General features: G+C 70.7%; 22 protein-coding genes. 12 read left to right on the forward strand and 10 right to left on the reverse strand.

From position 1 onward, the window contains the following. Position 1: 1 nt before the first annotated feature. The 3 genes from DSC45_RS00135 to DSC45_RS00145 form a co-directional block, all read right to left on the reverse strand. Positions 2-265 (reverse strand): hypothetical protein, encoded by a 264-nt coding sequence (locus DSC45_RS00135; protein ID WP_119286061.1) that lies wholly within the window; start codon positions 263-265, stop codon positions 2-4. Beyond that, positions 265-1,026, reverse strand: a complete 762-nt coding sequence (locus DSC45_RS00140) for an SDR family NAD(P)-dependent oxidoreductase (RefSeq protein WP_119286062.1) — start codon at positions 1,024-1,026, stop codon at positions 265-267. Before DSC45_RS00140 ends, DSC45_RS00135 begins: the two co-directional genes overlap by 1 nt. Positions 1,027-1,350: 324 nt before the next feature. Continuing rightward, on the reverse strand, positions 1,351-2,856 hold the full coding sequence (locus DSC45_RS00145; protein ID WP_346426636.1) for an FAD-dependent oxidoreductase: 1,506 nt from the start codon (positions 2,854-2,856) through the stop codon (positions 1,351-1,353). Positions 2,857-3,148: 292 nt separating this feature from the next. On the opposite strand from DSC45_RS00145, the gene DSC45_RS00150 reads away from it, so the two are divergent. Continuing rightward, complete coding sequence (locus DSC45_RS00150) at positions 3,149-3,754, forward strand: TetR/AcrR family transcriptional regulator (RefSeq protein ID WP_119286064.1); 606 nt, start codon at positions 3,149-3,151, stop codon at positions 3,752-3,754. A 167-nt stretch (positions 3,755-3,921) separates the two neighbouring features. Beyond that, complete coding sequence (locus DSC45_RS00155) at positions 3,922-4,356, forward strand: GNAT family N-acetyltransferase (RefSeq protein ID WP_119286065.1); 435 nt, start codon at positions 3,922-3,924, stop codon at positions 4,354-4,356. 434 nt (positions 4,357-4,790) lie between these two features. On the opposite strand, the gene DSC45_RS00160 is transcribed toward DSC45_RS00155, so the two are convergent. Continuing rightward, positions 4,791-5,786 (reverse strand): helix-turn-helix domain-containing protein, encoded by a 996-nt coding sequence (locus tag DSC45_RS00160; RefSeq protein ID WP_119286066.1) that lies wholly within the window; start codon positions 5,784-5,786, stop codon positions 4,791-4,793. 76 nt (positions 5,787-5,862) lie between these two features. On the opposite strand from DSC45_RS00160, the gene DSC45_RS00165 reads away from it, so the two are divergent. Continuing rightward, positions 5,863-6,558: a TIGR03086 family metal-binding protein gene (locus tag DSC45_RS00165; RefSeq protein WP_119286067.1), complete on the forward strand. Its 696-nt coding sequence runs from the start codon at positions 5,863-5,865 to the stop codon at positions 6,556-6,558. A gap of 22 nt (positions 6,559-6,580) precedes the next feature. Here the strand turns inward: DSC45_RS00165 and DSC45_RS00170 are convergent, their stop codons facing one another. Continuing rightward, positions 6,581-7,672: a magnesium and cobalt transport protein CorA gene (locus DSC45_RS00170; RefSeq protein ID WP_119286733.1), complete on the reverse strand. Its 1,092-nt coding sequence runs from the start codon at positions 7,670-7,672 to the stop codon at positions 6,581-6,583. 262 nt (positions 7,673-7,934) lie between these two features. Here DSC45_RS00170 and DSC45_RS00175 point away from each other — a divergent pair, with 262 nt between their 5' ends. Then, the gene (locus DSC45_RS00175; RefSeq protein ID WP_119286068.1) at positions 7,935-8,948 is read left to right on the forward strand and encodes a PI-PLC domain-containing protein; all 1,014 of its coding nucleotides are present in this window, start codon (positions 7,935-7,937) and stop codon (positions 8,946-8,948) included. A gap of 218 nt (positions 8,949-9,166) precedes the next feature. Here DSC45_RS00175 and DSC45_RS00180 read toward each other — a convergent pair whose 3' ends face one another. Beyond that, positions 9,167-10,024 (reverse strand): helix-turn-helix domain-containing protein, encoded by an 858-nt coding sequence (locus DSC45_RS00180; RefSeq protein WP_119286069.1) that lies wholly within the window; start codon positions 10,022-10,024, stop codon positions 9,167-9,169. Positions 10,025-10,457: 433 nt separating this feature from the next. Between DSC45_RS00180 and DSC45_RS00185 the strand changes: the two genes are divergently transcribed. Next, entirely contained in the window at positions 10,458-11,327 is an 870-nt protein-coding gene (locus tag DSC45_RS00185) for a helix-turn-helix domain-containing protein (RefSeq protein WP_119286070.1), read from the forward strand. Further along, complete coding sequence (locus DSC45_RS00190) at positions 11,324-11,533, forward strand: DUF397 domain-containing protein (RefSeq protein ID WP_119286071.1); 210 nt, start codon at positions 11,324-11,326, stop codon at positions 11,531-11,533. Before DSC45_RS00185 ends, DSC45_RS00190 begins: the two co-directional genes overlap by 4 nt. A gap of 7 nt (positions 11,534-11,540) precedes the next feature. Here DSC45_RS00190 and DSC45_RS00195 read toward each other — a convergent pair whose 3' ends face one another. From DSC45_RS00195 to DSC45_RS00205, 3 genes are all read right to left on the reverse strand, one after another. Next, positions 11,541-12,383, reverse strand: coding sequence for an SDR family oxidoreductase (locus DSC45_RS00195; RefSeq protein ID WP_119286735.1), 843 nt, complete (start codon positions 12,381-12,383; stop codon positions 11,541-11,543). A gap of 53 nt (positions 12,384-12,436) precedes the next feature. Beyond that, on the reverse strand, positions 12,437-13,801 hold the full coding sequence (locus DSC45_RS00200; protein ID WP_119286072.1) for an MFS transporter: 1,365 nt from the start codon (positions 13,799-13,801) through the stop codon (positions 12,437-12,439). 224 nt (positions 13,802-14,025) lie between these two features. Next, positions 14,026-14,832: an IclR family transcriptional regulator gene (locus tag DSC45_RS00205; RefSeq protein WP_119286737.1), complete on the reverse strand. Its 807-nt coding sequence runs from the start codon at positions 14,830-14,832 to the stop codon at positions 14,026-14,028. 228 nt (positions 14,833-15,060) lie between these two features. Here DSC45_RS00205 and DSC45_RS00210 point away from each other — a divergent pair, with 228 nt between their 5' ends. Further along, positions 15,061-16,173 carry a mandelate racemase/muconate lactonizing enzyme family protein gene (locus DSC45_RS00210; protein WP_119286073.1) on the forward strand — a complete coding sequence of 371 codons (1,113 nt, stop codon included), beginning with the start codon at positions 15,061-15,063 and terminating at the stop codon, positions 16,171-16,173. A 115-nt stretch (positions 16,174-16,288) separates the two neighbouring features. Here the strand turns inward: DSC45_RS00210 and DSC45_RS00215 are convergent, their stop codons facing one another. Then, positions 16,289-16,726, reverse strand: a complete 438-nt coding sequence (locus tag DSC45_RS00215) for a hypothetical protein (protein ID WP_119286074.1) — start codon at positions 16,724-16,726, stop codon at positions 16,289-16,291. A 567-nt stretch (positions 16,727-17,293) separates the two neighbouring features. Between DSC45_RS00215 and hemL the strand changes: the two genes are divergently transcribed. The 5 genes from hemL (at position 17,294) to DSC45_RS00245 (ending at position 22,311) form a co-directional block, all read left to right on the forward strand. Continuing rightward, positions 17,294-18,601 (forward strand): glutamate-1-semialdehyde 2,1-aminomutase, encoded by a 1,308-nt coding sequence (hemL, locus tag DSC45_RS00225; RefSeq protein WP_119286075.1) that lies wholly within the window; start codon positions 17,294-17,296, stop codon positions 18,599-18,601. A gap of 65 nt (positions 18,602-18,666) precedes the next feature. Next, positions 18,667-19,314 (forward strand): histidine phosphatase family protein, encoded by a 648-nt coding sequence (locus DSC45_RS00230; RefSeq protein WP_119286738.1) that lies wholly within the window; start codon positions 18,667-18,669, stop codon positions 19,312-19,314. Positions 19,315-19,576: 262 nt separating this feature from the next. Further along, positions 19,577-20,815 carry a polysaccharide deacetylase family protein gene (locus DSC45_RS00235; RefSeq protein ID WP_162929072.1) on the forward strand — a complete coding sequence of 413 codons (1,239 nt, stop codon included), beginning with the start codon at positions 19,577-19,579 and terminating at the stop codon, positions 20,813-20,815. 66 nt (positions 20,816-20,881) lie between these two features. Further along, positions 20,882-21,481 (forward strand): TlpA family protein disulfide reductase, encoded by a 600-nt coding sequence (locus tag DSC45_RS00240; protein WP_119286076.1) that lies wholly within the window; start codon positions 20,882-20,884, stop codon positions 21,479-21,481. A 68-nt stretch (positions 21,482-21,549) separates the two neighbouring features. Further along, positions 21,550-22,311 (forward strand): cytochrome c biogenesis CcdA family protein, encoded by a 762-nt coding sequence (locus tag DSC45_RS00245; protein ID WP_119286742.1) that lies wholly within the window; start codon positions 21,550-21,552, stop codon positions 22,309-22,311.

Below are 22,311 nucleotides of genomic sequence, written 5' to 3' on the forward strand. Positions count from 1 at the left end.
GTCAGGCGCCTTCGCGTGACTGGTGTGCCGCGCGTTCTGTCGTGTGGTGGGTGCGGGACCGGGTGAGGGCGCCGTCGAAGTCGCGCTGGGTGTCGTCGCACCAGTGCTGGAGGTCGGCGAGCAGGCGTTGCAGGGTTTCGCTCGGGCTGCGGCGCCAGCCGTCGGCGGAGAGCGTGTACGTCTGCAGGGCCTCGCCGGCGCGGCGCACCGCGGCCTCGTGCGCGGCCTCGGCGTCGTCGGATGTGGTGGGCTCGGGGTTCGGCATCACTGCTCCCGGTGGACCTTCTGGTTGGAGGCCTGGGCGCGGGGGCGGACCACGAGCAGGTCGATGTTGACGTGGCTGGGACGGGTGACGGCCCAGGCCACGGTGTCGGCGACGTCGTCGGAGGTGAGGGGCTCGGCGACGCCGGCGTAGACGGCGGCGGCCTTCGACTCGTCGCCCCGGAAGCGGTTGACCGCGAATCCCTCGGTCTTCACCATGCCGGGCGCGATCTCGATGACCCGTACGGGCTGTCCGACGATCTCCAGGCGCAGCGTCTCGGCGAGTACGTGGGCCCCGTGCTTCGCCGCGACGTAACCGGCACCGCCCTCATAGGTGGCGTGGCCCGCGGTGGAGGTCAGGACGACGACCGTGCCGTCGCCGGAGGCGACCAGGGCCGGCAGGAGGGCCTGCGTGAGGTGCAGTACGCCGATGACGTTGACCTCGTACATCTGACGCCAGTCCGCCGGGTCGCCGGTGGCTACCGGGTCGGCGCCGAGTGCGCCGCCCGCGTTGTTGACCAGGACGTCGCAGCGGTCGAGGCCGGCCGCGAAGGTGTCGACGGCTGCGCGGTCGGTGACGTCGAGGGTGTGCGCGGTCGCCTGGTGGCCCGCGGCCCGGATCTCCTCCGCGAGGGACTCGACGCGGTCCTTGCGCCGGGCGGTGACGACGACGTGGTACCCCTCGGCGGCGAGCCTGCGTGCCGTGGCGGAGCCGATTCCGCTGCTCGCGCCGGTGACGACGGCGGTTCGGACGGCGGCGCTCATGGGCTGCTCCTCGGTCTTGGGGTGGGTCTGGGACGGGGCGCGGTCCGGGTGATGCGGAGATGACTCGGGCGGGTCCGGTGCCTTCAGCCAGGCTAGCGGCCTTGCGGTGGGTGCTTGAGGCGAGTGGGGGGTGGGCGCCGCCTGGCCCTGTATGGGCGTGCCGGCCGAGGGACGGTTGTCGGTTGTCGGTTGTCGGTTGTCCGTCACGTACTGCTGGTTGGGCCCCTGACGCTTCCGGGCGCCTGCCGATTCCGTGGGGCGGGCTCTGCGGTCGCCGCGGCGGCCGTTGTCGGGTGGTGGCGGGGAACTCTCGGCGGGTGGGCCTCAGGCTCCGGTCCAACGGGCGAGGGCCTGGCGGAGGGCGCTGGGGTCGGGCTTGTCCGAGGCCCAGGCCACGTGGCCGTCGGGGCGGACGAGGAGAGTGCCGCTTCGGTCGCCGGCCCAGTGGGCCTCCATCACTCGGTCGTTGAACGGGGCCGGGGCGGCGGGGTCGTGGGCCGGTGCTGTGGGGAGGTCGGGTGAGGCCGGGGGTGTGATGAGGACGAACCGGCCGCTGCGCAGGGCCTCGTGAAGTCGGCTGCCGTCGGCCAGGGAGACGTCGGCCGCGCGCTTGCCGACGAGGGGATGGGCGCCGCGGGGTGCCGCGTAGGCGTGTCCGATGCCGGTGATCTGGCCGATGGCCTTGGTGCGGATCGGGCGGATGCGGTCGACGGCGTGGGTGAGGAGGGAGCGGAGGGTGTGCTGCGCCGCGTTGTGCGCCATGGAGAGGCGGATGATGGCGCCGCTGCTGCGGACGACGGCCCGGCCGACGGGGTGGCGCTCCGACTGGTAGCTGTCGAGCAGGGATTCGGGGGAGTCGCCGTGGAGGACGGCGGCGAGCTTCCAGGAGAGGTTGGCGGCATCCTGCAGGCCGGTGTTCATGCCCTGTCCGCCGGCGGGGGAGTGGGTGTGTGCGGCGTCGCCGGCGAGGAGGACGCGGCCGGTGCGGTACTGCGGGACCTGCCGCTCGTCGCTGTGGAAGCGCGAGATCCAGCGGGGGTCGTGCATGCCGAAGTCGGATCCGAAGGCGCGTCGGGTGATGCCGCGGAGTTCGTCGAGGGAGACCGGGGCGTCGTCCGGGATGTCGGCCCGCTCGCGGTTCCACCCGCCGACCCGCCAGTACCCGTCGCCGAAGGGGATGACGAAGGCGAAGGATTCCCCCGAGCCGTTCACCGCGACGGTGATGTCCGGCTCCGACTTCATCCTGACGTCGGCCAGGACGATCGAGCTGATCACGGAGTGCCCGGGGAAGGGCTGGCCGGTCGCGCGGCGGACGGCGCTGCGGATGCCGTCGGCCCCCACTACGTAGGCGGCCCGGTGGGTGGCGGTCGATCCGTCCTCCCGGCGCACGGTCACCTCGACGCCTTCGGCGTGCTGGCGGAGACCGGTGACTTCGGCGCCGTGCCGGAAGACGGCGCCGTGCTCGGTGGCGCGGCGATGGAGCAGTCTCTCCACCTCGTACTGCGGAGTGGAGAGGAGGAAGGGGAAGCGGGACTGCATGGTGCTGATGTCCAGGGAGAGGGAGCCGAACAGGCGCAGTTCCGTGATCTTCTGGCCCGTTTCTACGAGTTCGTCCGCCAGGCCGCGGGCGTCGAGCAGCTCCAGGGTGCGGGCGTGCACGCCGAAGGCCCTGGTCAGATTGCTGATCTTGGCGGGGCGCTTCTCGAGGACCGTGACCTGGACGCCGGCGGCGGCGAGGTCTCCGGCGAGCAGGAGGCCGGTGGGACCCGAGCCGACGACGATGACATCGGCCTGAGGGGTGGTGCCGGTGGTGTCGGTGCTGCTGTTCATGGCGGCCTCCTTGAGCGGCTGCGGGCGTGTGCATGTGCGTGTGTCTGCGTATCTGCGATTCCGTGTGCCTGCGATTCGGTGTGTCTGTGCCTGTGCCTGTGTCTGTGTGGGTGCCTGTGTCCGTACATCGGACTGCTCGGGCTTCGTGCCGGTGGTGGCGGTCGGTTCGTCGTGGGCGGGTCAACTGATGTTGGCCAACGACTGTTGGTCAACGCTTGTGGGCAAATCTAGGGCAGCTCGTATTCTCTGTCAACACTTGTTGGCCAACGGATGTTGGCCTACAGTGGTTGGCATGCCTGAGAACCTCACCCCACCGGCACACGGCAGCGGTGCGACCCCCCGCCGTTCCGACGCCACCCGCGCCGCGATCCTCGAGGCGGCCCGCGAGCGCTTCGCCGCTGACGGGTACGAGCGCGCCACCATCCGCGCGATCGCCCGCGACGCCGGGATCGACCCGTCGATGGTGATGCGGTACTACGGCAACAAGGAGGGGCTCTTCGCGGCGGCATCCGAGATCGATCTCCGCTTCGACGAGCTGCCCGGCATCCGGATCGGCGCCGACCAGCACGTGGGAGCGGCCCTGGTCTCCCACTTCCTCGACCGCTGGGAGCGGGACGATGTGCTCACCGCTCTCCTGCGGGTCGGCGTCACCAATGACGCAGCCGCCCGCCGCATGCAGGAGATTTTCAAGGAGCAGCTCGGCCCGCTCGTCGCCGCGGTCTGCCCCGTCCCCGAAGAGGCTCCGCGTCGCGCCTCCCTCGCCGCTTCGCAGATCCTCGGCATGGCACTCGCCCGCTACGTCCTGCGCTTCCCGCCCGCCGTAGAGATGACGCGGGAGGAGGTGATCGCCTGGCTCGCACCCACTGTGCAGCGGTACTTGACCGCAGCCGAGGCGTGATCCTCCGGCATCCGCCCGGTGGTCCGGCACCGAACGGCCGCCTTCCGCGGCGCCCCGTGCGAGGGCCTCCTCCGCGACCGCGCTTCGCCCAGCGCGATCGAGGCCTCCGCCCGCGGCCGCGCACCCGCGGCGCGAGCACGGCCGGCGGTGTCCGTACGCTGCCGGGCATGAGGATCACCGATCTTGAACCCGGGGACCCGCGCCTCGCGGCCGACTTGCTCTACGTCCTGCGGGAGCTCCGCCCGCACCTGACGGCCGAGTTGCTCGACGAGGTCTACGGGGAGGGGCACGTCCAGGGCCTGCGCTTCACCGCCGCGTACGCCGAGGACGGTGCCTGTCTCGGTGTCGCCGGCTGGCGGGTCGTGGTGAACACCAGCGCGCTGCGGAAGCTGTACGTGGACGACCTGGTGACCGCCACCGAGGCCCGCTCGTCCGGCGTCGGCAGGGAGCTGCTCGCCCACCTGGAGGGCCGCGCCCGTGAACTCGCCTGCCATCGCGTCGAGTTGGACTCCGGTACTCAGCGCTCCGATGCGCACCGCTTCTACTTCAGGGAGCGGATGCACGTCAGCGGTTACCACTTCACCAAGCCCGTCCACGCCTGATCCGTCTGCTCCGTCGGGCTGATCCGGCGGTTGCACCGGGCCTGTTCCGTCTGCTCCGTCGGGCTGATCCGGCGGTTGCACCATGCCTGTTCCGTCTGCTCCGTCGGGCGGGATCCGGCGGTTGCACCGGGCCTGTTCCGTCTGCTCCGCCGGGCGGGATCCGGCGGCTGCGCCATGTCTGATCCGTCTGCTCCGCCAGGCGGGATCCGGCGGCTGCACCATGCCTGTTCCGTCCGCTGCACCGGGCCGATCCGGCCGCTGCACCGGGCCTGATCCCACCGCTCCACCACCTGATCCCACCCCTCCACCAGGCCGGCCCTCCGCCAGGCCGCCCCCCTCCGCCAGGCCGCCCCCCTCCACCAGGCCGCCCCCCTCCACCAGGCCGGCTCGCCCCGCCCAGCCGGCTCGCCCCGCCCAGCCCAGCCGGCGCGAGGTCAGCGCTTCGGCACGTAAGCCGTAGGCGGCACACCCACCGTCGCCGTGAAGTCCCGTACGAGATGGGCCTGGTCGGCGTAGCCCAGGTCGGCGGCGAGCGTGGGCCAGTCGACCTCGGCGGCCGATTCGGCATGCTCCAGGGCCTGGTGGATGCGGTGGCGCAGGACGACCCATTTGGGGCCGACGCCTACGTACGCTGCGAAGAGGCGTTGCAGTGAGCGCACCGAGAGGCCCGCGCCGCGGGAGAGTTCTCCCACTCTGAGGGCCGTGCCATCGGTGCGGATCCGCTCGGCGAGTTCGACGGCGAGGTCGGCGCGCGGATCGGGCCGCGGCCCCCGCGTGAGCAGGAACGCGTCGAGAGCCGCCACCCGCGCCAGATCGTCCTCCGGATCAAGCACGAGGGCCGCAGCACGGGCCCCGGTCGGGTCGTCGCCCTCCGAGCCGCCACCGCACTCATGGCCCGAGTCGTCGCCACCGCCGCCGTCATCGCCACCGGAGTCGTAGCCACCGGAGTCATAGCCCGGATCACCGCCCGAGTTCTCCCCGGAAGCCCCCGCGAGACCGCCCCGCAGGCACCCCGAGAACACCTCGCCCACCAGTACCCGCCGCCCCGTCCACTCCGAAACCGGCCGTTCAGGCGCGAAGGGACGGAAGCCGCCCGGCCGGAACTTCACCCCGCACACCCGCCCACGCCCCTCCAGCTTCTGCGTGAAGAGCCCGAGCGCGACCCCGGCCACCTCACCGAAACCCACGGCCGCCCGCACCACCCCGGGAAAATCGGGCGTGCCCTCGCTGAAGCGCTGGAAGACCAGGTTCACGGAGGGGTGCGGCACGATGTGCGAGGCGTACGGCTCGGTCAGGTCCCAGTCGATCAGCCAGTAGTTGTCGACGTACGGCCGCAGCGGCCCGGCCGGCTCGTAGCGGCGGAAGCGGACGTGCGTGAACAGTTCGGCGGCATCGACGATGCCGCGAGTGTCACGTCGCGGACCGGCCATGCCGCGAGTCTACGAACAGATCCGCTGTCGCGTTTGTTCAAGCCACCGCGCTACGCACCGGCCTACCGTCGGCCCCATGACGAACAACGAGCCGCAGCCGACCAGCACCTCGGGACCGACCAGCGCCCCCGACCCGACCGCCGCGACGCACCCAGCCGCGACGGCCCCCGTCACCACGCCCCCAGCCACACCGACCGAGCCGATCAGCACCCTGCTCGAAACGGCAGCCGCGCACGCCGTCCCCGTCGTCAGCGCCATCCGGGACGAGCAGCTGACGGCCCCGACGCCCTGTGCCGAGTACGACGTACGCCAGCTCCTCAATCACCTCATGCAGGTGGTGAGCGAGTTCCAGAAGCTCGCGGTCAAGGTGAACTCGGACTTCACCGGCGATATCCCGGACCGAGTGGCGGAGCCCGGCTGGCGCGACCGGTTCGCCGAGGAGACGGCCGCGCTGGCCGCGGCCTGGGCGCAACCGGGCGCCGAGGACGGTAATTCGGGTTCGATGAACCTGCCGGCCCGCACGGTGGGCGTGATGGGCCTGGTCGACGTGACCGTGCACGCCTGGGACCTCGCCCGCGCCACGGGCCAGGACTACGACCGCAACGGACCGTCGCCCGCGACGACCGCCACACTCAACGCGTTCTTCGACGACATGGCCCCGATGGCCAGGCAGTACGGAGTACTCGGCGAGCCCTTCCCGGCCCCGCAGGACGCCACCGACTTCGAGGCCCTGCTCGCCGCCACGGGCCGCGACCCGCACTGGAAGCCCTGACCCCCGGCCTCAGCGCCGCCCCTCACAACCATCCCCGCCGCCGGAACAGCCGGTACAGCGCGAACGCGGCCACCGCGATTCCGGCCATCACCAGCGGATAGCCGAAGGTCCAGTGCCGCTCCGGCATGACGTCGAAGTTCATGCCGTACACCCCGCACACCATGGTCGGCACGGCGATGATCGCGGCCCAGGATGTGATCTTGCGCATGTCCTCGTTCTGGGCCACCGTCACCTGCGCCAGATGCGCCTGCAGGATCGAGTCGAGCAACGCGTCGAAGGACGCGATCCGTTCACTCGCCTCGGTGAGATGGTCGGTCACATCGCGGAAATACGCCTGTATGCCGGGGTCGATCAGCGCCGACGGGCGGGTCGCGAGGGTCGTCAGCGGGCGGGCGAGCGGGCCCACCGCCCGCTTGAGCTCGAGGAGTTCGCGCTTGAGCTGGTAGATACGTCCTGCGTCCGCGCCGCTCGAGTCCTCCGAGAACACCTCGGACTCGACGGTGTCGATGTCGTCCTCCACCGCCTCGGTCACCGACAGGTACTCGTCGACGACATGGTCGGCAATGGCGTGCAGGACCGCCGAAGGCCCCTTGGCCAGCTGCTCCGGATCCGCCTCGAGCGCTTCGCGTACCGGCCCGAGGGAACCATGACTGCCGTGCCGTACGGAGATCACGAACTCCCGGCCGACGAACAGCATGATCTCGCCGGTGTCCACCACCTCGCTGGTGGCGGTGAGTTCCTCGTGCCCGACGTAGCAGACCGACTTGAAGACGGCGAACAGGGAGTCGTCGTACGACTCGACCTTCGGCCGCTGGTGGGCGTGCTCCGCGTCCTCGACGGCGAGCGGGTGCAGGCCGAACAGCACGGAAAGTTCCGCGAGTTCGTCCTCCGTCGGCTCATGCAGGCCGATCCACACGAACCCGTCTCCGGCACGGCGTACCTGCCGCAGTGCCTCGGCGGCGGAGTTCGCGCCGTCGCCCGGGAGCCGCTTTCCGCCGCGGTACACCACGCAGTTGACGACCGCGCTGCCGAGCGGTGATCTCGCCGGGTGGCTCAGGTCCACGGCCGCCGTGCGGTGCGTACGGCGCACCATGCCGCGCAGTCTGCGGATCATCGGCACGAGCAGTTCCCCCTCTTCGGCCCGGTCGTCCGCCAGTGTGCCACCGGGGGCCGCTCGTACGGCAGCTGGTCAGCGGCCGGTCCGCCTGCCGGTGTTCACCGTCCGCAGTCACCTGCTACCCGCGGGTAACTCAACGTAGGGTGCTGCGAGTCGAGCACCTGAACACGCCCGGCCGGGAACGCCTGACGGGCGTGCACGGCCACGCACGCCCCACCGCGTCCACGAACCCGAGCAGCAACAGAAAAGGACCCGCACCATGGCCGCCCTCCGCCGGCTCCGCGCCGCACTGCCCCCGCTCGCCCTGATGGTCGCCACGGCCACCCTGTGCACCGGAGCAGCCGGAGCCGCCCCGCAGGACGACCGCGCCGGCGGAACCGAGCCGAAAGCCGCCCGGGACGCCGCCCCCGACACCCAGCGCCCCACCTGGGCCATCGCCCACCGCGTGCTCACCACCGGCGGCGTGACCCGCGCCCTCGACCACGGGGCCAACGCCCTGGAGATCGACGCCACCGCCTGGCGCGACGGCTGGCGGGCGGACCACGACGGCACCGCGACCAGTTACGGCGACACGATGTCGGACATGTTCGACCAGGTGGCGAAGGATCACGCCGATGGGCGCGAAGTCTCCTTCGTCTGGCTCGACATGAAGAATCCCGACTGGTGCGACAGCGGCGACGCCGAATGGCGCCACTGCTCGGTCGCAGCACTACGCGACCTGGCGCGCGAGAAGCTGGAGAGCCAGGGCATCCGCGTGCTCTACGGCTTCTACGGCACCGAGGGCGGCAGCGGCTGGAAGAACGCGCTCGGCGACCTCAACTCCAAGGAGGCCGTGAGCTACAGCGGTTCGGCCGCCGAGGTACGCGACGGCTTCGCCGAGCACGGCCCGGACGTTCCCGCCCGCCAACGGATCATGGACAACGGGCTGTTCGACATGTCCCTCAAGTTCGGCACCATCCGCGAGGAACTCTCCGCGGCCCGTGCCGACCGCGACAACGGCGACCTCGCGGGGACCGTCGGCTGGACGGTCGCCAAGGGCGACGCCGACCGCACCGCCACCCTCCTCGACAGCTCCGAAGGCAGCCCCGCCGTCGACAGCCTGATCTACGGCCACCGCATGTCCTGCTACCCCGATGGCGTGACCGGCCCCAAGGGCTGCGGCACGAACGACACCGCGGTCCGCGAAGCCCTCGCCTCCATCACGTCCTACGTCGACACCCACCCCGAAACCCGCCGCATGGCCGGCCCGAAGGACATCCCCTTCGGCAGCTGACAGGGCGGGGCGGCCAGCCCGCCGTTCGGCCGTTCCTCCTCGTAGCGGGGCAGGCCTTCCTCGGTGATCTCCAGCTTTCCGGGAACGCCGGCCCGGGTCTGCTCGACGATGTCGCGCATCGCCCGGTACCGCGTGCTCGACCGAGTCGCCGCGTCCGGGGTGATCGTCAGGACGTGCGCTCCTCGTCTCCGACCAGGGGCAAGGTCGTCACATTCAGGCTAGGCCGCGTGGAGAGCCTCGTCCTGGCATCCGCGGCAGCGGCCTGGGGTGGGGGAGCGGAAGGCGAGGTCGCAGTCGTCGCAGGTCTGGAGTGGGTCGGGGCTGCGCGGGGCGGCCGGCAGTGGCGGCGGCAGCATCGCCGTGAGGCGGTGCGCGAGCAGTCCGGCCGGGTGGCCGAGCGGATCGGGCAGCGACGCGGTGAGGGTGCGTCGTACGGCGTCGGGGGTGGCGCCGCGTTCCAGCCAGGCGGCGGTGGCCTCCGCGAGGCGGCGCACCTCGCGCTCGGAGAGCAGGAGGCGGGGCTCGGTCCGGTGCAGGCCGGCGAGGAGATCGGAGGCGGCGCGGTGGCGGTCCGGGTCGGGGGTGGCCGGCGCGGGGAGCGGAGGGGCGGACGCCCTCGGCGGCGTGGGTGCCTGCGCGTGTACGGCGGGCTCAGGAGGCGTACTGCGTACGGGAGTTGGTGTCGTACGCGACGAAGGGGCGCTCGAGGCGCCGCCCGGCTGGTTGTACGAGGTCGTGTGCGTGACGACCCGCCCGCCCTGTACCCGCTCCCGCGTTCGCCGCAGATAGCCGTGCGCTTCGAGTTCCCGTAGGGCCGCGGCGATGCGGTACTCGCTCTCCGGAAAGCGGGCCGCCAGGAACTTGATGCCGATCTGCGCGCCGTCGGGCAGCGACTGGATGTGCACGGCGAGCCCGATCGCGAGCAGGGAGAGGTCGCGGTGCTGGGCGAGGTGATTGCCTACGACGGTGTAGCGGCTGGTGTGCCGGACGTTGACGTGAACTACACCGGATCGGGCGGTACGGCCGGAACCGGAGGACGACGCGCGCGAGGGCGCGTTAGAGTGCTGCAAAGCCATCGGGAAGGTGCTACTTCCTGTGTGGTCAGACCCTCGTCCGGGATCGCTAGTCCCGGCGGGGGTCGTCTCATGTCTGCTGTTGTCTGGTGCGAGCATATGCCCGCCAACCCGCCACAAATCCAACCCAGTTGGCGCCTTTCACTCGTGTGAGTGACGGGGAGGTGGGTGGGGTTGGGAAGGGTCGTTCCCTCCGTCTTTTACGTACTTGTGTCGCAGGGCGCCGCGACGCGTACCACCAGGTCGAGGGCTTCCGCGTCGAGGTGCGCCGGGTCGCGGCGGACCGGGTCGCGGTATCCGCGATCCGGTGACCCGCCGCCCGAGTCCGACGAACCGACCCCGTACCGGAGTTTGTCCGACGCTGTCCCGACTGTCCGGGGCGACGGGATGGGGATGACGGGTGTGGAGAGATCGGCAGCATGTCGGAGGTGGGCGGATGAGCGTGGACGGCGAGGTCGCGGGACGGGTCGGGGACGAACCCGGCTGGGACGTCGACCCGGACGACGAGTCGGGGGCGGCCGTAGTCGCCGCCGTGGGGCGGCAGTTGAAGATCTGGCGCGAGGCGGCGGGGTTGCGCGCGGCGGACTTCGGCGAGGCGATCGGCTACGGCGAGGACCTCGTCTACAAGGTCGAGGGCGGCCGCCGCATCCCCCGCCCCGAGTACCTGGAACGCGCCGACACGGTCCTCGAAGCGGGCGGCCGCCTGGCCGCGATGAAACGCGATGTGGCCGAGGTCCGCTATCCGAAGAAGGTACGGGAGCTGGCGAAGCTGGAGGCGCGTGCAGTCGAGCTGCTGATCTACGGCTGCCAGAACGTCCACGGCCTGCTGCAGACCGAGGAACACATGCGCGCGCTGTTCACAGCATGGTTGCCGCCGTACACGGCCGATGAGATGGACCGCATGATCGCGGCCCGGATGGCCAGGCGATCCATCTTCGACCGGGACCCTGTGCCTGCGCTCAGTTTCGTACAGGAGGAGGTGACGCTGCGCCGCCCGGTCGGAGGCACAATGGTGTGGCGCGGTCAACTCGAACGCCTTCTGGAAGTCGGCCAGTTGCGGAATGTGACCATCCAGGTGATGCCGACGCACCGGGAGGAGCATCCTGGAACAGGAGGCTTGATCGAGGTGCTGAAGTTCCCTGACGGCGCCGCGGTGGGACGCTCCGAAGGGGCGTTCAACGGCCGTCCGGTATCGGACCCGAAGCAGCTCAGGATCCTTGAACTGCGCTATGGAATGATCCGGGCCCAGGCTCTCACGCCTCGGGAGTCACTGGCCTTCATCGAGCGAGTGCTGGGAGAAACATGATCCGCGAGCCCTCCGCCGGGGACGCTGCTGAGCTGGCGTGGTTCAAGAGCAGCTACAGCAGCAGCGGCGACGGCAACGACTGCCTCGAGATCGCCCCCACCCCCCAATCCATCCACATCCGCGACTCCAAACACCCCACCGGGCCCCGCCTCACCCTCACCCCGGAAGCCTGGACAGCCTTCCTCCCGTACGCCTCCCGGCCCTGACCTGCAACTACGCCTCACCGATGCTCGGTCGGGGGCGCAGGAACTCCCGGACCCCGCGCAGCCGGGTCCTGATCCGCCGCTGTGTCGCCCGGCTGTCGAGCCGTACGTCCAGCGGCCCGGGAACGCCGGCGTCGGCGCGACGCCCGGCGGGCAGCAGGCCGGGATCGAGTCCGTCGCGCCGAGCGATGAGGACGCCGAGCGCGTGGCGACTGACAGCGTCCGCTCCGGCGAGGTGGGACATCCCGGTCAGGTCCGAGACCGTGAGCTCCCACAGGGCGGAGGCCAGGTCTTCGACATGTACGGGGCAGCGGCGGTCATCGGTGAAGAGCACCCCGTCGCGGGTGCGCGAAGCCAGGTCGTGGACCAGTCGTTCGTGGGCCGATGCGCCGCCGCCGATGATCAACGACGTACGGGCCACGACTGAGCCCGGTGCCAGCAGCCGCACCGCGCTCTCGGCCGCAGCTTTGGCCGCGCCGTACGGGGTTGTCGGGTCCGGCGGGCAATCCTCGTCGTAGTGGATCCGGGAGCCGGAGAAGACGGCGTCGCTCGACACGTGGACCAGACGGCGGCCGTGCTTCGCCGCGGCCATGGCGACACGGATCGAGCCCTCGGCCGTCACGGCCCAATTGCCGTGCCCGCTCGATGCGTTGACGACGAAGCGCGGGCCGACCGAGGCGAGCAGGTCGTCGATGTGTCCGGGTGCACGAAGGTCGAGCCGATGCCAGGAAGCGCCGGAGGGACGGCCGGGCCGAGTGCAGTACGTCGCGGCGGTGTCCCAGCCCGCAGCTGTCGCCTGGCGCACGAGTTCCGTGCCGAGGAACCCGCTGCCGCCGATGACCAAGACCTTCACGGCGCCCCACACTACGGGCGGTCGTGCGGTGCGAGATCGGGTGGCGGGCAGCTCTACCCCCTCGAAGTGCTCGCCCCCGCAAGCGACTTCCCCCGGGTCTCGGGAGCCAGGGCGTGGGAGACGAGGGCGCCGACGAAGAGGAAGCCGGCGGCCAGGGTCAAGGTCACGGTGACGCCGAAGGCGTCCATGGCCATGGGGAGGAGGAAGGTTCCCGCGGCTGCCGCGGCGCGGCTGACCGCCGAACCGATGCCGCTGGCCGTGGCGCGGACCCGGGCCGGGAAGAGTTCCTTCGGATAGACGCCGGGGAGTACGCCCTGCGCCGCGTTGAAGGACGAGAAGACCAGGAAGCAGACCACTACGACCACGACCGGAGCGCCGCTCCACAGCCCGATCACCGCGAGCGCGACGCCGCTGACCCAGAACGTCGTGAGGATCAGCGGGCGCCGGCCGCTGCGGTCGACGAACAGCACACCGGCGGCCGAGCCGATCACCGCGAGGATGCTGGTCGCCACCGACGCGGCGAGGCCGTCGCCGAGGCCCAGGGCGGCGAGCACCTGCGGGGCGAAGGTGCCGATCGCGAAGTACGGCAGCACGCTGCAGGCCCAGAAGACGCAGACGAAGATCGTGCGCGAGCGGTACTCGGGGCTCAGGAGCAACGCGAGCCCGGAGCGCTGCGGGGTGGTGTCCGTGTCCGGCGTCGTCGGGTCGGCCTCCGGGGCGAAGGCGGCGAGGTCGTACGCAGGGCCGATGCGGCGTTCGATGAGGCGCTCGGCCTCCTCGCGGCGGCCCTTGCCCGCGAGCCAGGCCGGCGATTCAGGCAGCCGTAGCGCGAGCAGCAGTCCGATGGCGGCGAGTACGGCGGCTCCGGCGAACGGCAGGCGCCAGGCGTCCGGCGACGCCTCGGCGACCAGGTAGCCGATGACGTACGCCAGGATGAAGCCGACGTACCAGCCGAACTGCAGCGAGGCGAGCAGAGTGCCGCGCTTCTCGGCCGGTGCGAACTCCGCCACCATCGGCGACGTCACCACGTACTCGGCGCCGATGACGAAGCCGATGAAGAGGCGTACGGCGAAGAGTTGGGCCTCGTCCGTGACCCAGAGCTGGGCGAGACAGCCGACGAGATAGGCGGCCATCGTGAAGACGACCAGGGGTTTGCGGCCGTAGCGGTCGGTGAGCCAGCCGAACAGCGGGCTGCCGGCGAAGCAGCCGATCAGCGCGGCCGCGCCCACCAGGCCCTGCCATAGCGCGGTCATCTCCAGCTCGCGGGTCGCCATCGCCAGGCCGGGACCGACGGCCTGGACGTACCCGTCGATGAGCTTGCCGCACATGGCGACCACGAACACGAGCAGGAACACCCGGCGGTAGCGGCGGCGGTCCGCGGCGTCCGGTTCGGCGCGCACGGCGGCAGAGTCGATCATGATGGTGGGGGCCTTGTCTGAAGTCCTTCAGCGGTGCGGCGTCGCCGGTCCGCCGGGTGGGGTGGTGCTCGGACTGTAGGAACGTGCCGCGCACCTGAACAAGGAATCCGTGCAGACCGCAATGTGCGTTGCAATCCGAGCAACCGCGCTCCCGGTGAGGACGGCCCGTCCCGGCCTACCGGGGCCCAGCGGTCAGCGCCCCGCCGCCGTTCCCACGCCAGCCGTCAGCGTCCCCGACGCCCCCGACGCCGCTCCCACCCCAGTGCGGCCGAGACGCGGTCCGCCGCACCGACCGTGATCCGGCCGGTGGTCTCGAGCCGGGCGGCGAGCCGGTCCGCGGGAGCACCGACGTTCAGCGCGGCGACGACCCGGCCGCGGAAGTCGCGGATCGGGGCCGAGACGCCCACCAGATCGGACTCGAACTCCTCCCGTACCTCGGCGAATCCGCGCTGCCGGGCCTCCTGGACGCGCTGCCACAACTCCTGCACGGAGTGCACGAGGGAACCGTCGAATCCGCCCGACAGATCGTCCATGCCGAGCCGTACGTACAGCTCGTCCGGCGTCGCGTCGAGCAGCAGCACCCGCCCCGCCGAGGTGCGCGCGGCCGGTACGCCCTTGCCCTCCCAGCCGTGTGCGCGGAAGTCGTGCGAGGAGACGGAGAGGAGGGTGAGCACCTCGCTGTCCCTGAGTACGCAGAGGTGACAGGTCTCCTCGATCTCGGCGGCGAGCCGGCGCATGACCGGGGTGGCGACCCGGACCAGACGGTTCTCGGCGGTACGGGCCACGAGGGAGAGCAGCCGCCAGCCGAGCCGGTACTCCATGGTGTCGGGGTCGCGTTCCACGACGCCCTCCTCGGCGAGCGCCTTCAGCGCCCGCGAGACCTGGCTCTTCTCGCGGCCGGAGCGCGCGGCGAGTTCGACCACGCCGAGGCCGCGCCCGTGCTCGGCCTCGTGCAGGGCGAGGACGTCGAGCAGGCGCAGATCGCGGCTGAGACCGTGCCGCCGGGAGCCCTCACCGGGCGCGTCAGCCATGGCCGCCGCCCAGGAGTACGCGGCCGATCCGGGGCGGCCCGGTTGTCCGAAACGCAACCGGTATTGCGATCCGCCGCGATTCGTTGCCCCTGGCCAGGGCCCTGCCTACGTTGGTCCGCACAGCCCGCCGGACAGCTCGCGGGTCCCCATTCACCAGCACGTTCCCACCTCTTGGATCCGTGCCAATGTACGCGCACACGGGGGCGCGACCGCCCCAGGGAGATCTCGATGAAGATCACGGACATCACGCTCGACCACCTGCGACAGGAGCTCGACCCGCCGTTCCACGCGGCCTGGGATCCCGTCCCGCGCCGGCACTTCGACGCGACGATCGTGCGGGTGCACACGGACGAGGGGATCACCGGGATCGGATCGGGCGACACGATGGACGGCTTCGACGCCTTCCGTCATCTCTTCGTCGGCCGGGACCCGCTGGACATCACCCGGCACGTCAAGGCGATCGAGACGGCCAACTTCCACGGCGGCTGCTACTGGCCGCTGGAGGCCGCCCTGTGGGACGTCATCGGCAAGGTGCACGGCCGCCCCGTCTCCGAGCTGTTCGGCAACGCAACCAAGCGGCTGCCCGCCTACGCGTCCTCGGGCGAGCTGAAGTCCCCCGAGGAGCGCGTGGCCACGGCCCTGAAGGTGCGTGAGGCCGGCTTCAAGGCGATGAAGATCCGCATCGACCGCCACAAGGTGCGCGAGGGCATCGAGGCGGTACGGGCCGTGCGCGCCGAACTCGGTGCGGACTTCGACATCATGGTCGACCTCAACCAGTCCTGGCGGATGGCGGGTGACACGGCGAACGCGACCGATCTCGCCCGCACCCGCAGGACCATCGCGCAGCTCGCCGAGCTCGACGTCTTCTGGGTCGAGGAGCCGCTGCCGTACGCGGACTTGGACGGCTTCAAGCGGCTGCGTGCGGAGAACCCCGGGGTGCGGATCGCGGCCGGCGAGATGCACCACTCCGCCACCGGGCTCCTTCGCTACCTGGAGGAGGATGCCCTGGACGTCTACCAGATGGACGTCGTCCTCGCCGTCGGTATGCACCGGGCGCGCACCCTCGCCGAGGTGGCCCAGCTCAAGCACCGCCACTTCACGCCGCACAGCTGGACCAACGGAATCGGCGTACTCGCCAATATGCACGTGGGGGCGGGCGTCGGAGCCGGCCCCTACTTCGAGTTCCCCTTCGACCCGCCCGGCTGGACGCCCGAGCGCCGCGACTTCATGCTCGCCGAGCCGGTACGGGTGGACGCCGACGGCTGCGTACGGGTGCCGGATGCGCCCGGCCTGGGCGTCGAACTCGACGAGGACGCCGTAAAGCGCTGGCGAGTCGGCTGACGGGAGGAAGGACGGTGACCGGGGGCGGGCGTGGCCGAGGGGCCGCGCCCGCTGAAGCGTGTGCGCGGGCCGAAGCGTGTGCGCGGACTGCGCGGGGGCGCGCCCCGCAGTCGGATCAGGGCCACACCAGGCAGTACGCCTGGTGTCCCGCGTCGTGCAGGCGGTGGCTGAAGTCCTGCCATTCGTGCAGGAGTTGGTAGACGTTGAACGCGTCGCGGGGGCCGCCGCGGTCGGGGACCGTCGACCATATGAAGGCTGCGGCGCCGACCGTCTCCTCGCCGATGCCGCGCAGGGGGTCCACCACTGTCATAGGGAGCTTCACGACTGCGTAGTCGGGGTGCAGGACGACCAGTTCGAGCGGGGGGACCTTGTGCAGGGGTATGCCCTCGATGCCGGTGAGGACCATGGCTGCCATCGTCTCCGGCTTGATCTTGGTGAACATGCCGCCCATGCCGAGCTCGTCACCACCGAGCTCCTCGGGCCGCATGGAAATGGGCACACGCGCGGCCGTGGCGCCGTCCGGGGCACCGAAGTACTTGTAGCTCACCCCCACCCGGCCGCTCCTGTTTCCCGCCTGGGGTCCTGCCTGTGCTGGTGCCTGCGCCTCCGCCGCGCGTCGGTGCTTCCCCCGACGGGCACGCCGCGGGCCGAGGCCGTCGGTCCCCTCGCCCAGTCCGCCACCGCGATGCATATCTCCACCCGACTGCTTTTGGGCCGCGCAGCCCCCGCCGCGTGACCCGATCATCGTGTCAGTGACCTCCCCCACGGCCGCCCGCCGAAACGTGCACGCAAACACCTGTCCGCAGGATGCCGGGCGCCTCTGACACCATGGCTTGTGTGAGCTTTCCCTATGGCGACCCAGTTTCGCAGACGCGAGCCGCTGATGCCCCGCCGTAACTACTAGGTGACCTACGAGAGACCGCGTAGGTGACATACGAGGAGACCGCACGCGCTGTTCACCTGGGGAGCGGGACCGTCCACCCTTGGCTGAGACTCTGCTCACCGGTGGCCGAGATCCATCCACCGGCCACCCGCCGGTCCCCTCCGGCCCCGGTCACGGCCCGACGCCGACCCCGGCCCCGACGACGTAACCGACCACGTATCGCAGATCAGGACCAAAGTGTCGTACTCATACGAAGCCCCTGTTTCACAGACGCTCTTCGACCGCGCGGCCGTCGTGACGCCCGGCGGCGTGAACTCACCGGTGCGCGCCTTCCGCGCCGTGGGCGGCACGCCCCGGTTCATGGTGTCCGGCACCGGTCCCTATCTGACCGATGCCGATGGCCGCAGTTACGTGGACCTGGTCGGCTCGTGGGGCCCGATGATCCTCGGCCACGCGCACCCCGAGGTGACCGCCGCCGTGCACGAGGCCGTCTCCCGCGGCACCTCCTTCGGTACGCCCGGCGAGGGCGAAGTGGCGCTCGCCGAGGAGATCGTGGCGAGGATCGAGCCGGTGGAGCAGGTCCGCCTCGTCTCCAGCGGCACCGAGGCGACGATGTCCGCGATCCGCCTCGCCCGCGGATTCACCGGCCGCGCCAAGGTCATCAAGTTCGCCGGCTGCTACCACGGGCACGTGGACGCGCTGCTCGCCGCGGCCGGTTCGGGCCTCGCGACCTTCGCGCTGCCGGACACCCCGGGCGTCACCGGCGCGCAGGCCGGCGACACGGTGGTGCTGCCGTACAACGATCTCGACGCGGTACGTGCCGCGTTCGCCGCGCACCCGGGCGAGATCGCCTGTGTGATCACCGAGGCCTCGCCGGGGAACATGGGCATCGTCCCGCCCGAGGACGGCTTCAACGCCGGTCTCAAGGAACTCTGCGGCGAGAACGGCGCGCTGTACATCTCGGACGAGGTGATGACCGGCTTCCGCACCTCGAAGGCCGGTTGGTACGGCGTCGACGGGGTGCGCCCCGACCTGATGACGTTCGGCAAGGTGATGGGCGGCGGCTTCCCGGCCGCGGCGTTCGGCGGCCGCGCCGACGTGATGGCCCACCTGGCGCCCGTCGGACCCGTGTACCAGGCGGGCACGCTGTCCGGTAACCCGGTGGCGACCGCCGCCGGCCTCGCCCAGCTGCGGCTCCTCGACGACGCGGTGTACGCCCACCTCGGCGCCGCCTCCGCGCAGCTGCGGCAGCTGGTGAGCGAGGCGCTCACGAAGGAGGGCGTGGCACACCGGGTGCAGAACGCCTCCAGCATGTTCTCGGTGTTCTTCACCGACAAGCCGGTCCGCAACTACGACGACGCCCGCGCGCAGGAGAGCTTCCGCTTCACCGCCTTCTTCCACTCGATGCTCGCGGACGGGATCTATCTGCCGCCGTCGGCGTTCGAGTCCTGGTTCCTGTCCGCGGCGCACGACGACCGCGCGCTCGAGCAGATCGCCCAGGCGCTGCCCGCCGCCGCCCGCGCCGCCGCCGAGGCCACCGCGTGAGCGCCGCGGCGAGCGGCGCGGGCCGCACCACGCCCGAGGGCGAGGAGCTGACCGTCGTGCACGTGATGCGCCACGGCGAGGTGCACAACCCGGAGGGCGTCCTCTACGGCAGGCTGCCCGACTACCACCTCTCCGAGCTCGGCCGGCAGATGGCCGACCGGGTCGCCGAGCACCTCTCGGCCCGCGACATCACGCACGTTGTCGCCTCCCCGCTGGACCGCGCGCAGGAGACGGCGACGCCGATCGCCAAGGCGCACGGTCTCGATCTGGGCAGCGACGTCCGCCTGATCGAGGCGGGCAACGCCTTCCAGGGCAAGACGTTCGGCGTCGGCGACGGCGCGCTGCGCCGTCCGGAGAACTGGAAGCACCTGGTCAATCCGTTCAAGCCGTCCTGGGGTGAGCCCTACGTCGAGCAGGCGGTGCGGATGATGAGCGCGCTCGACGCGGCACGGGACGCGGCGCGCGGTCACGAGGCGGTGTGCGTCTCCCACCAGTTGCCGATCTGGACGCTGCGCAGCTTCGTGGAGCGGCGGCGGCTGTGGCACGACCCGCGCAAGCGGCAGTGCACTCTGGCCTCGCTGACGACGTTCACCTACCGCGGCGACCGGATCGTCTCGGTCGGTTATACGGAGCCGGCGCGTGATCTCGTACCGCCGCATCTGCTCGCCGGGGCGAAGCCGGTGAAAGGCAAGGACAAGGCGTTCGGCGCGTGAGCGCATTCCGTTTGTGAGTGACCCGGGTATGCGGGTCTCGGCGACGTGACGATCGACACGGGGCCGTACGGCGTTCGGCCGTACGGTCCCGTCGTGCTCCGCGCCATGGCCTGCAGTGTTCACTGCGTGTATCCGGCACAAGTCGGAAAGTATGTTCAAGTTACCGGGAACCCCGGGCATCCTGACGCACTCTAAGAACTTGTCGGCCTCCGCAGGATTAGGGGCGGCGGCCGGACTCGAGTACGGAGGAATTGGGGACGCCATGCGCGAAATCAGCCGAAGGGGGCTCCTGGGCGCCGGACTTGGGGCCGCAGCAGCTTCAGTCGCCGGATGCGGTGTCCTGGACCACGACAGCGGGGACTCCGGCGGGAGCGGCGGAAACCCAGGTGGACCGGGGTCGGGCGAGCCGAGCCCCAGCAAGTCGGCGGGCGAGGGACGACCCATCGGGGACGGTTCCACCGCATACACGGGAAAGCAGCCGAAGCAGCCCGACAGCCCCGTTCCGCTTGAACGGGGAGAAAAGCCGCCGCAGTTCGTCATCTTCTCCTGGGACGGTGCGGGCGAGGTCGGCAACGGACTGTTTCCGCGTTTCCTCGAACTCGCCGAGCAGCACAACGCGCACATGACCTTCTTCCTCTCCGGCCTCTACCTTCTGCCGGAATCCAAGAAGCGTCTCTACACACCTCCGAACAATCCGGTAGGTGCCTCGGATATCGGTTATCTCTCCGATGCCCACATCAAGGACACGCTCAAATACGTTCGCGAGGCCTGGCTTTCGGGTCACGAGATCGGCACGCACTTCAATGGTCATTTCTGCGGGGGCAGCGGTTCGGTGGAGCGCTGGACCCCGGCCCAGTGGGCGGACGAGATCGACCAGGCGAAGTCCTTCGTCACCAAGTGGCGTACGAACAGCGGCTGGACGGACCTGCCGCCGCTGCCGTTCGACTACGACAAGGAACTCGTGGGCGGCCGCACCCCGTGCCTGCTCGGCCAGGACAACCTGCTCCCCACGGCCCGTGAGCTCGGGTGGCGCTACGACGCCTCCTCGTCCGGCGGCCTTCAGCGCTGGCCCACCAAGCGCAAGGGCGTGTGGGATCTGCCACTGCAGGGAGTGCCGTTCCCCGGCCACACCTTCGAGGTCCTCTCGATGGACTACAACATCCTGGCCAACCAGTCGAAGAACTCGACCAAGGCGCCGCCGGCCAACTACCCGGGCTGGCGCACCCAGGCCACCGAGGCCTACGTAGCGGGATTCAACCGGGCGTACGAGACGAACCGGGCGCCGTTCTTCGTCGGCAACCACTTCGAGGAATGGAACGGGGGGATCTATATGGACGCCGTAGAGGAAACGATCAAGCAGATCGCGGACAAAAAGGACGTACGCATGGTGTCCTTCCGTCAGTTCGTCGACTGGCTCGACGTGCAGAAGCCCGATGTGCTCGCCGAGCTTCAGGGACTCGATGTCGGACAGGCGCCGGCGCAAGGGTGGAAGGCGGCCTGAACTGGCCGTTCCGCCCGGTTCGGGGGGCGGGCAAGATCCGCGAATCAGTCATGCGAAACTTTTCACATGAGTAAAGGCCGCGCCCCCCGCCGCACCCTGCTCGCCGTCGGCACCGCGCTCAGTGCGCTGGCCCTCGCGGCCTGCAGTTCGGACGGCGGCACCCAGGGTGGCTCCGGCGGCACCAACTTCGTGGTCGGCAAGGACGGTGTCTCCAACGCCGCCAAGGGCGAGCGTGCCGAGGCCCCCCGGCTCAAGGGCGAGGGCCTGGACGGCAAGCAGCTCGACCTCGCCGACTACAAGGGCAAGGTCGTCGTCCTCAACGTCTGGGGATCGTGGTGCGCGCCCTGCCGGGCCGAGGCCCCGTACCTGGCGAAGGTCGCCAAGGCGACCAAGGACAAGGGCGTCGAGTTCGTGGGGATCAACACCCGCGACCCCAACAAGCAGCCGGCGATCGAGTTCGAGAACGACTTCGACGTCGAGTACCCGAGCTTCTACGACCCGGCCGGCAAGCTCATGCTGCGCTTCCCCAACGGCACGATGAGCCCGAAGGGCATCCCCTCCACCGTCGTCGTCGACCGTGAGGGCAAGATCGCGGCCCGCGCGCTGCAGGCCCTCGACGACAAGCAGTTGCACAAGATGATCGACCCGCTGATCGCGGAGAAGTGATCCCGGTGCAGCTCCTCGCAGCCGAACAGGCCGTGCACGCGGCCGATCTGCACACGGCCGCCGCCGACGTGGCGGCCGTCACGCTCGCCGGCCCCGAGCAGACCGTGCTGCACGGTGCACTCCTGCTCGCGCTCCCGATCGCTCTGCTCGCCGGACTCGTCTCCTTCTTCTCCCCGTGCGTCCTGCCGCTGGTGCCCGGCTACCTCAGCTACGTCACCGGCGTCAGCGGAGCCGACCTCGCCGAGGCCAAGCGCGGGCGGATGGCAGCCGGCGCCGGACTCTTCGTCCTCGGCTTCACCGCCGTGTTCGTCTCCACGGGGGCGCTGTTCGGCGGGATCGGCTCGACGCTGCTCGAGCACCGTGAAGTGATCACCAAGGTGTTCGGCGCCCTGACGATCCTGCTCGGTCTGTTCTTCATGGGCGCGATGCCGTCGATCACCAGGCGCGAGTTCCGCTTCCACAACCGGCCCACGACGGGCCTGGTCGGGGCGCCGATGCTGGGTGCGCTCTTCGGCCTCGGCTGGGTGCCGTGCATCGGGCCGACACTCGGCGCCGTGCAGACGCTCGCCCTGAGCGAAGCCAGCGCCGGCCGCGGGGCCATACTGACGGTCGCGTACTGCCTCGGTCTCGGCGTGCCGTTCGTCCTGGCCGCGGTCGCCTTCCGGCGGACTCTCGGCGCCTTCGCCTGGGTCAAGCGGCATTACGTATGGGTGATGCGCATCGGCGGCGTGATGATGATCGCGACCGGACTGCTGCTCGTCACCGGTGTCTGGGACAGCATCGTGTCCGAGATGCAGGTCTGGACAAGCGGCTTCACCGTAGGGATCTGA

Source organism: Streptomyces sp. YIM 130001, assembly GCF_003574445.1.
Taxonomy (GTDB): Bacteria; Actinomycetota; Actinomycetes; order Streptomycetales; family Streptomycetaceae; genus Streptomyces.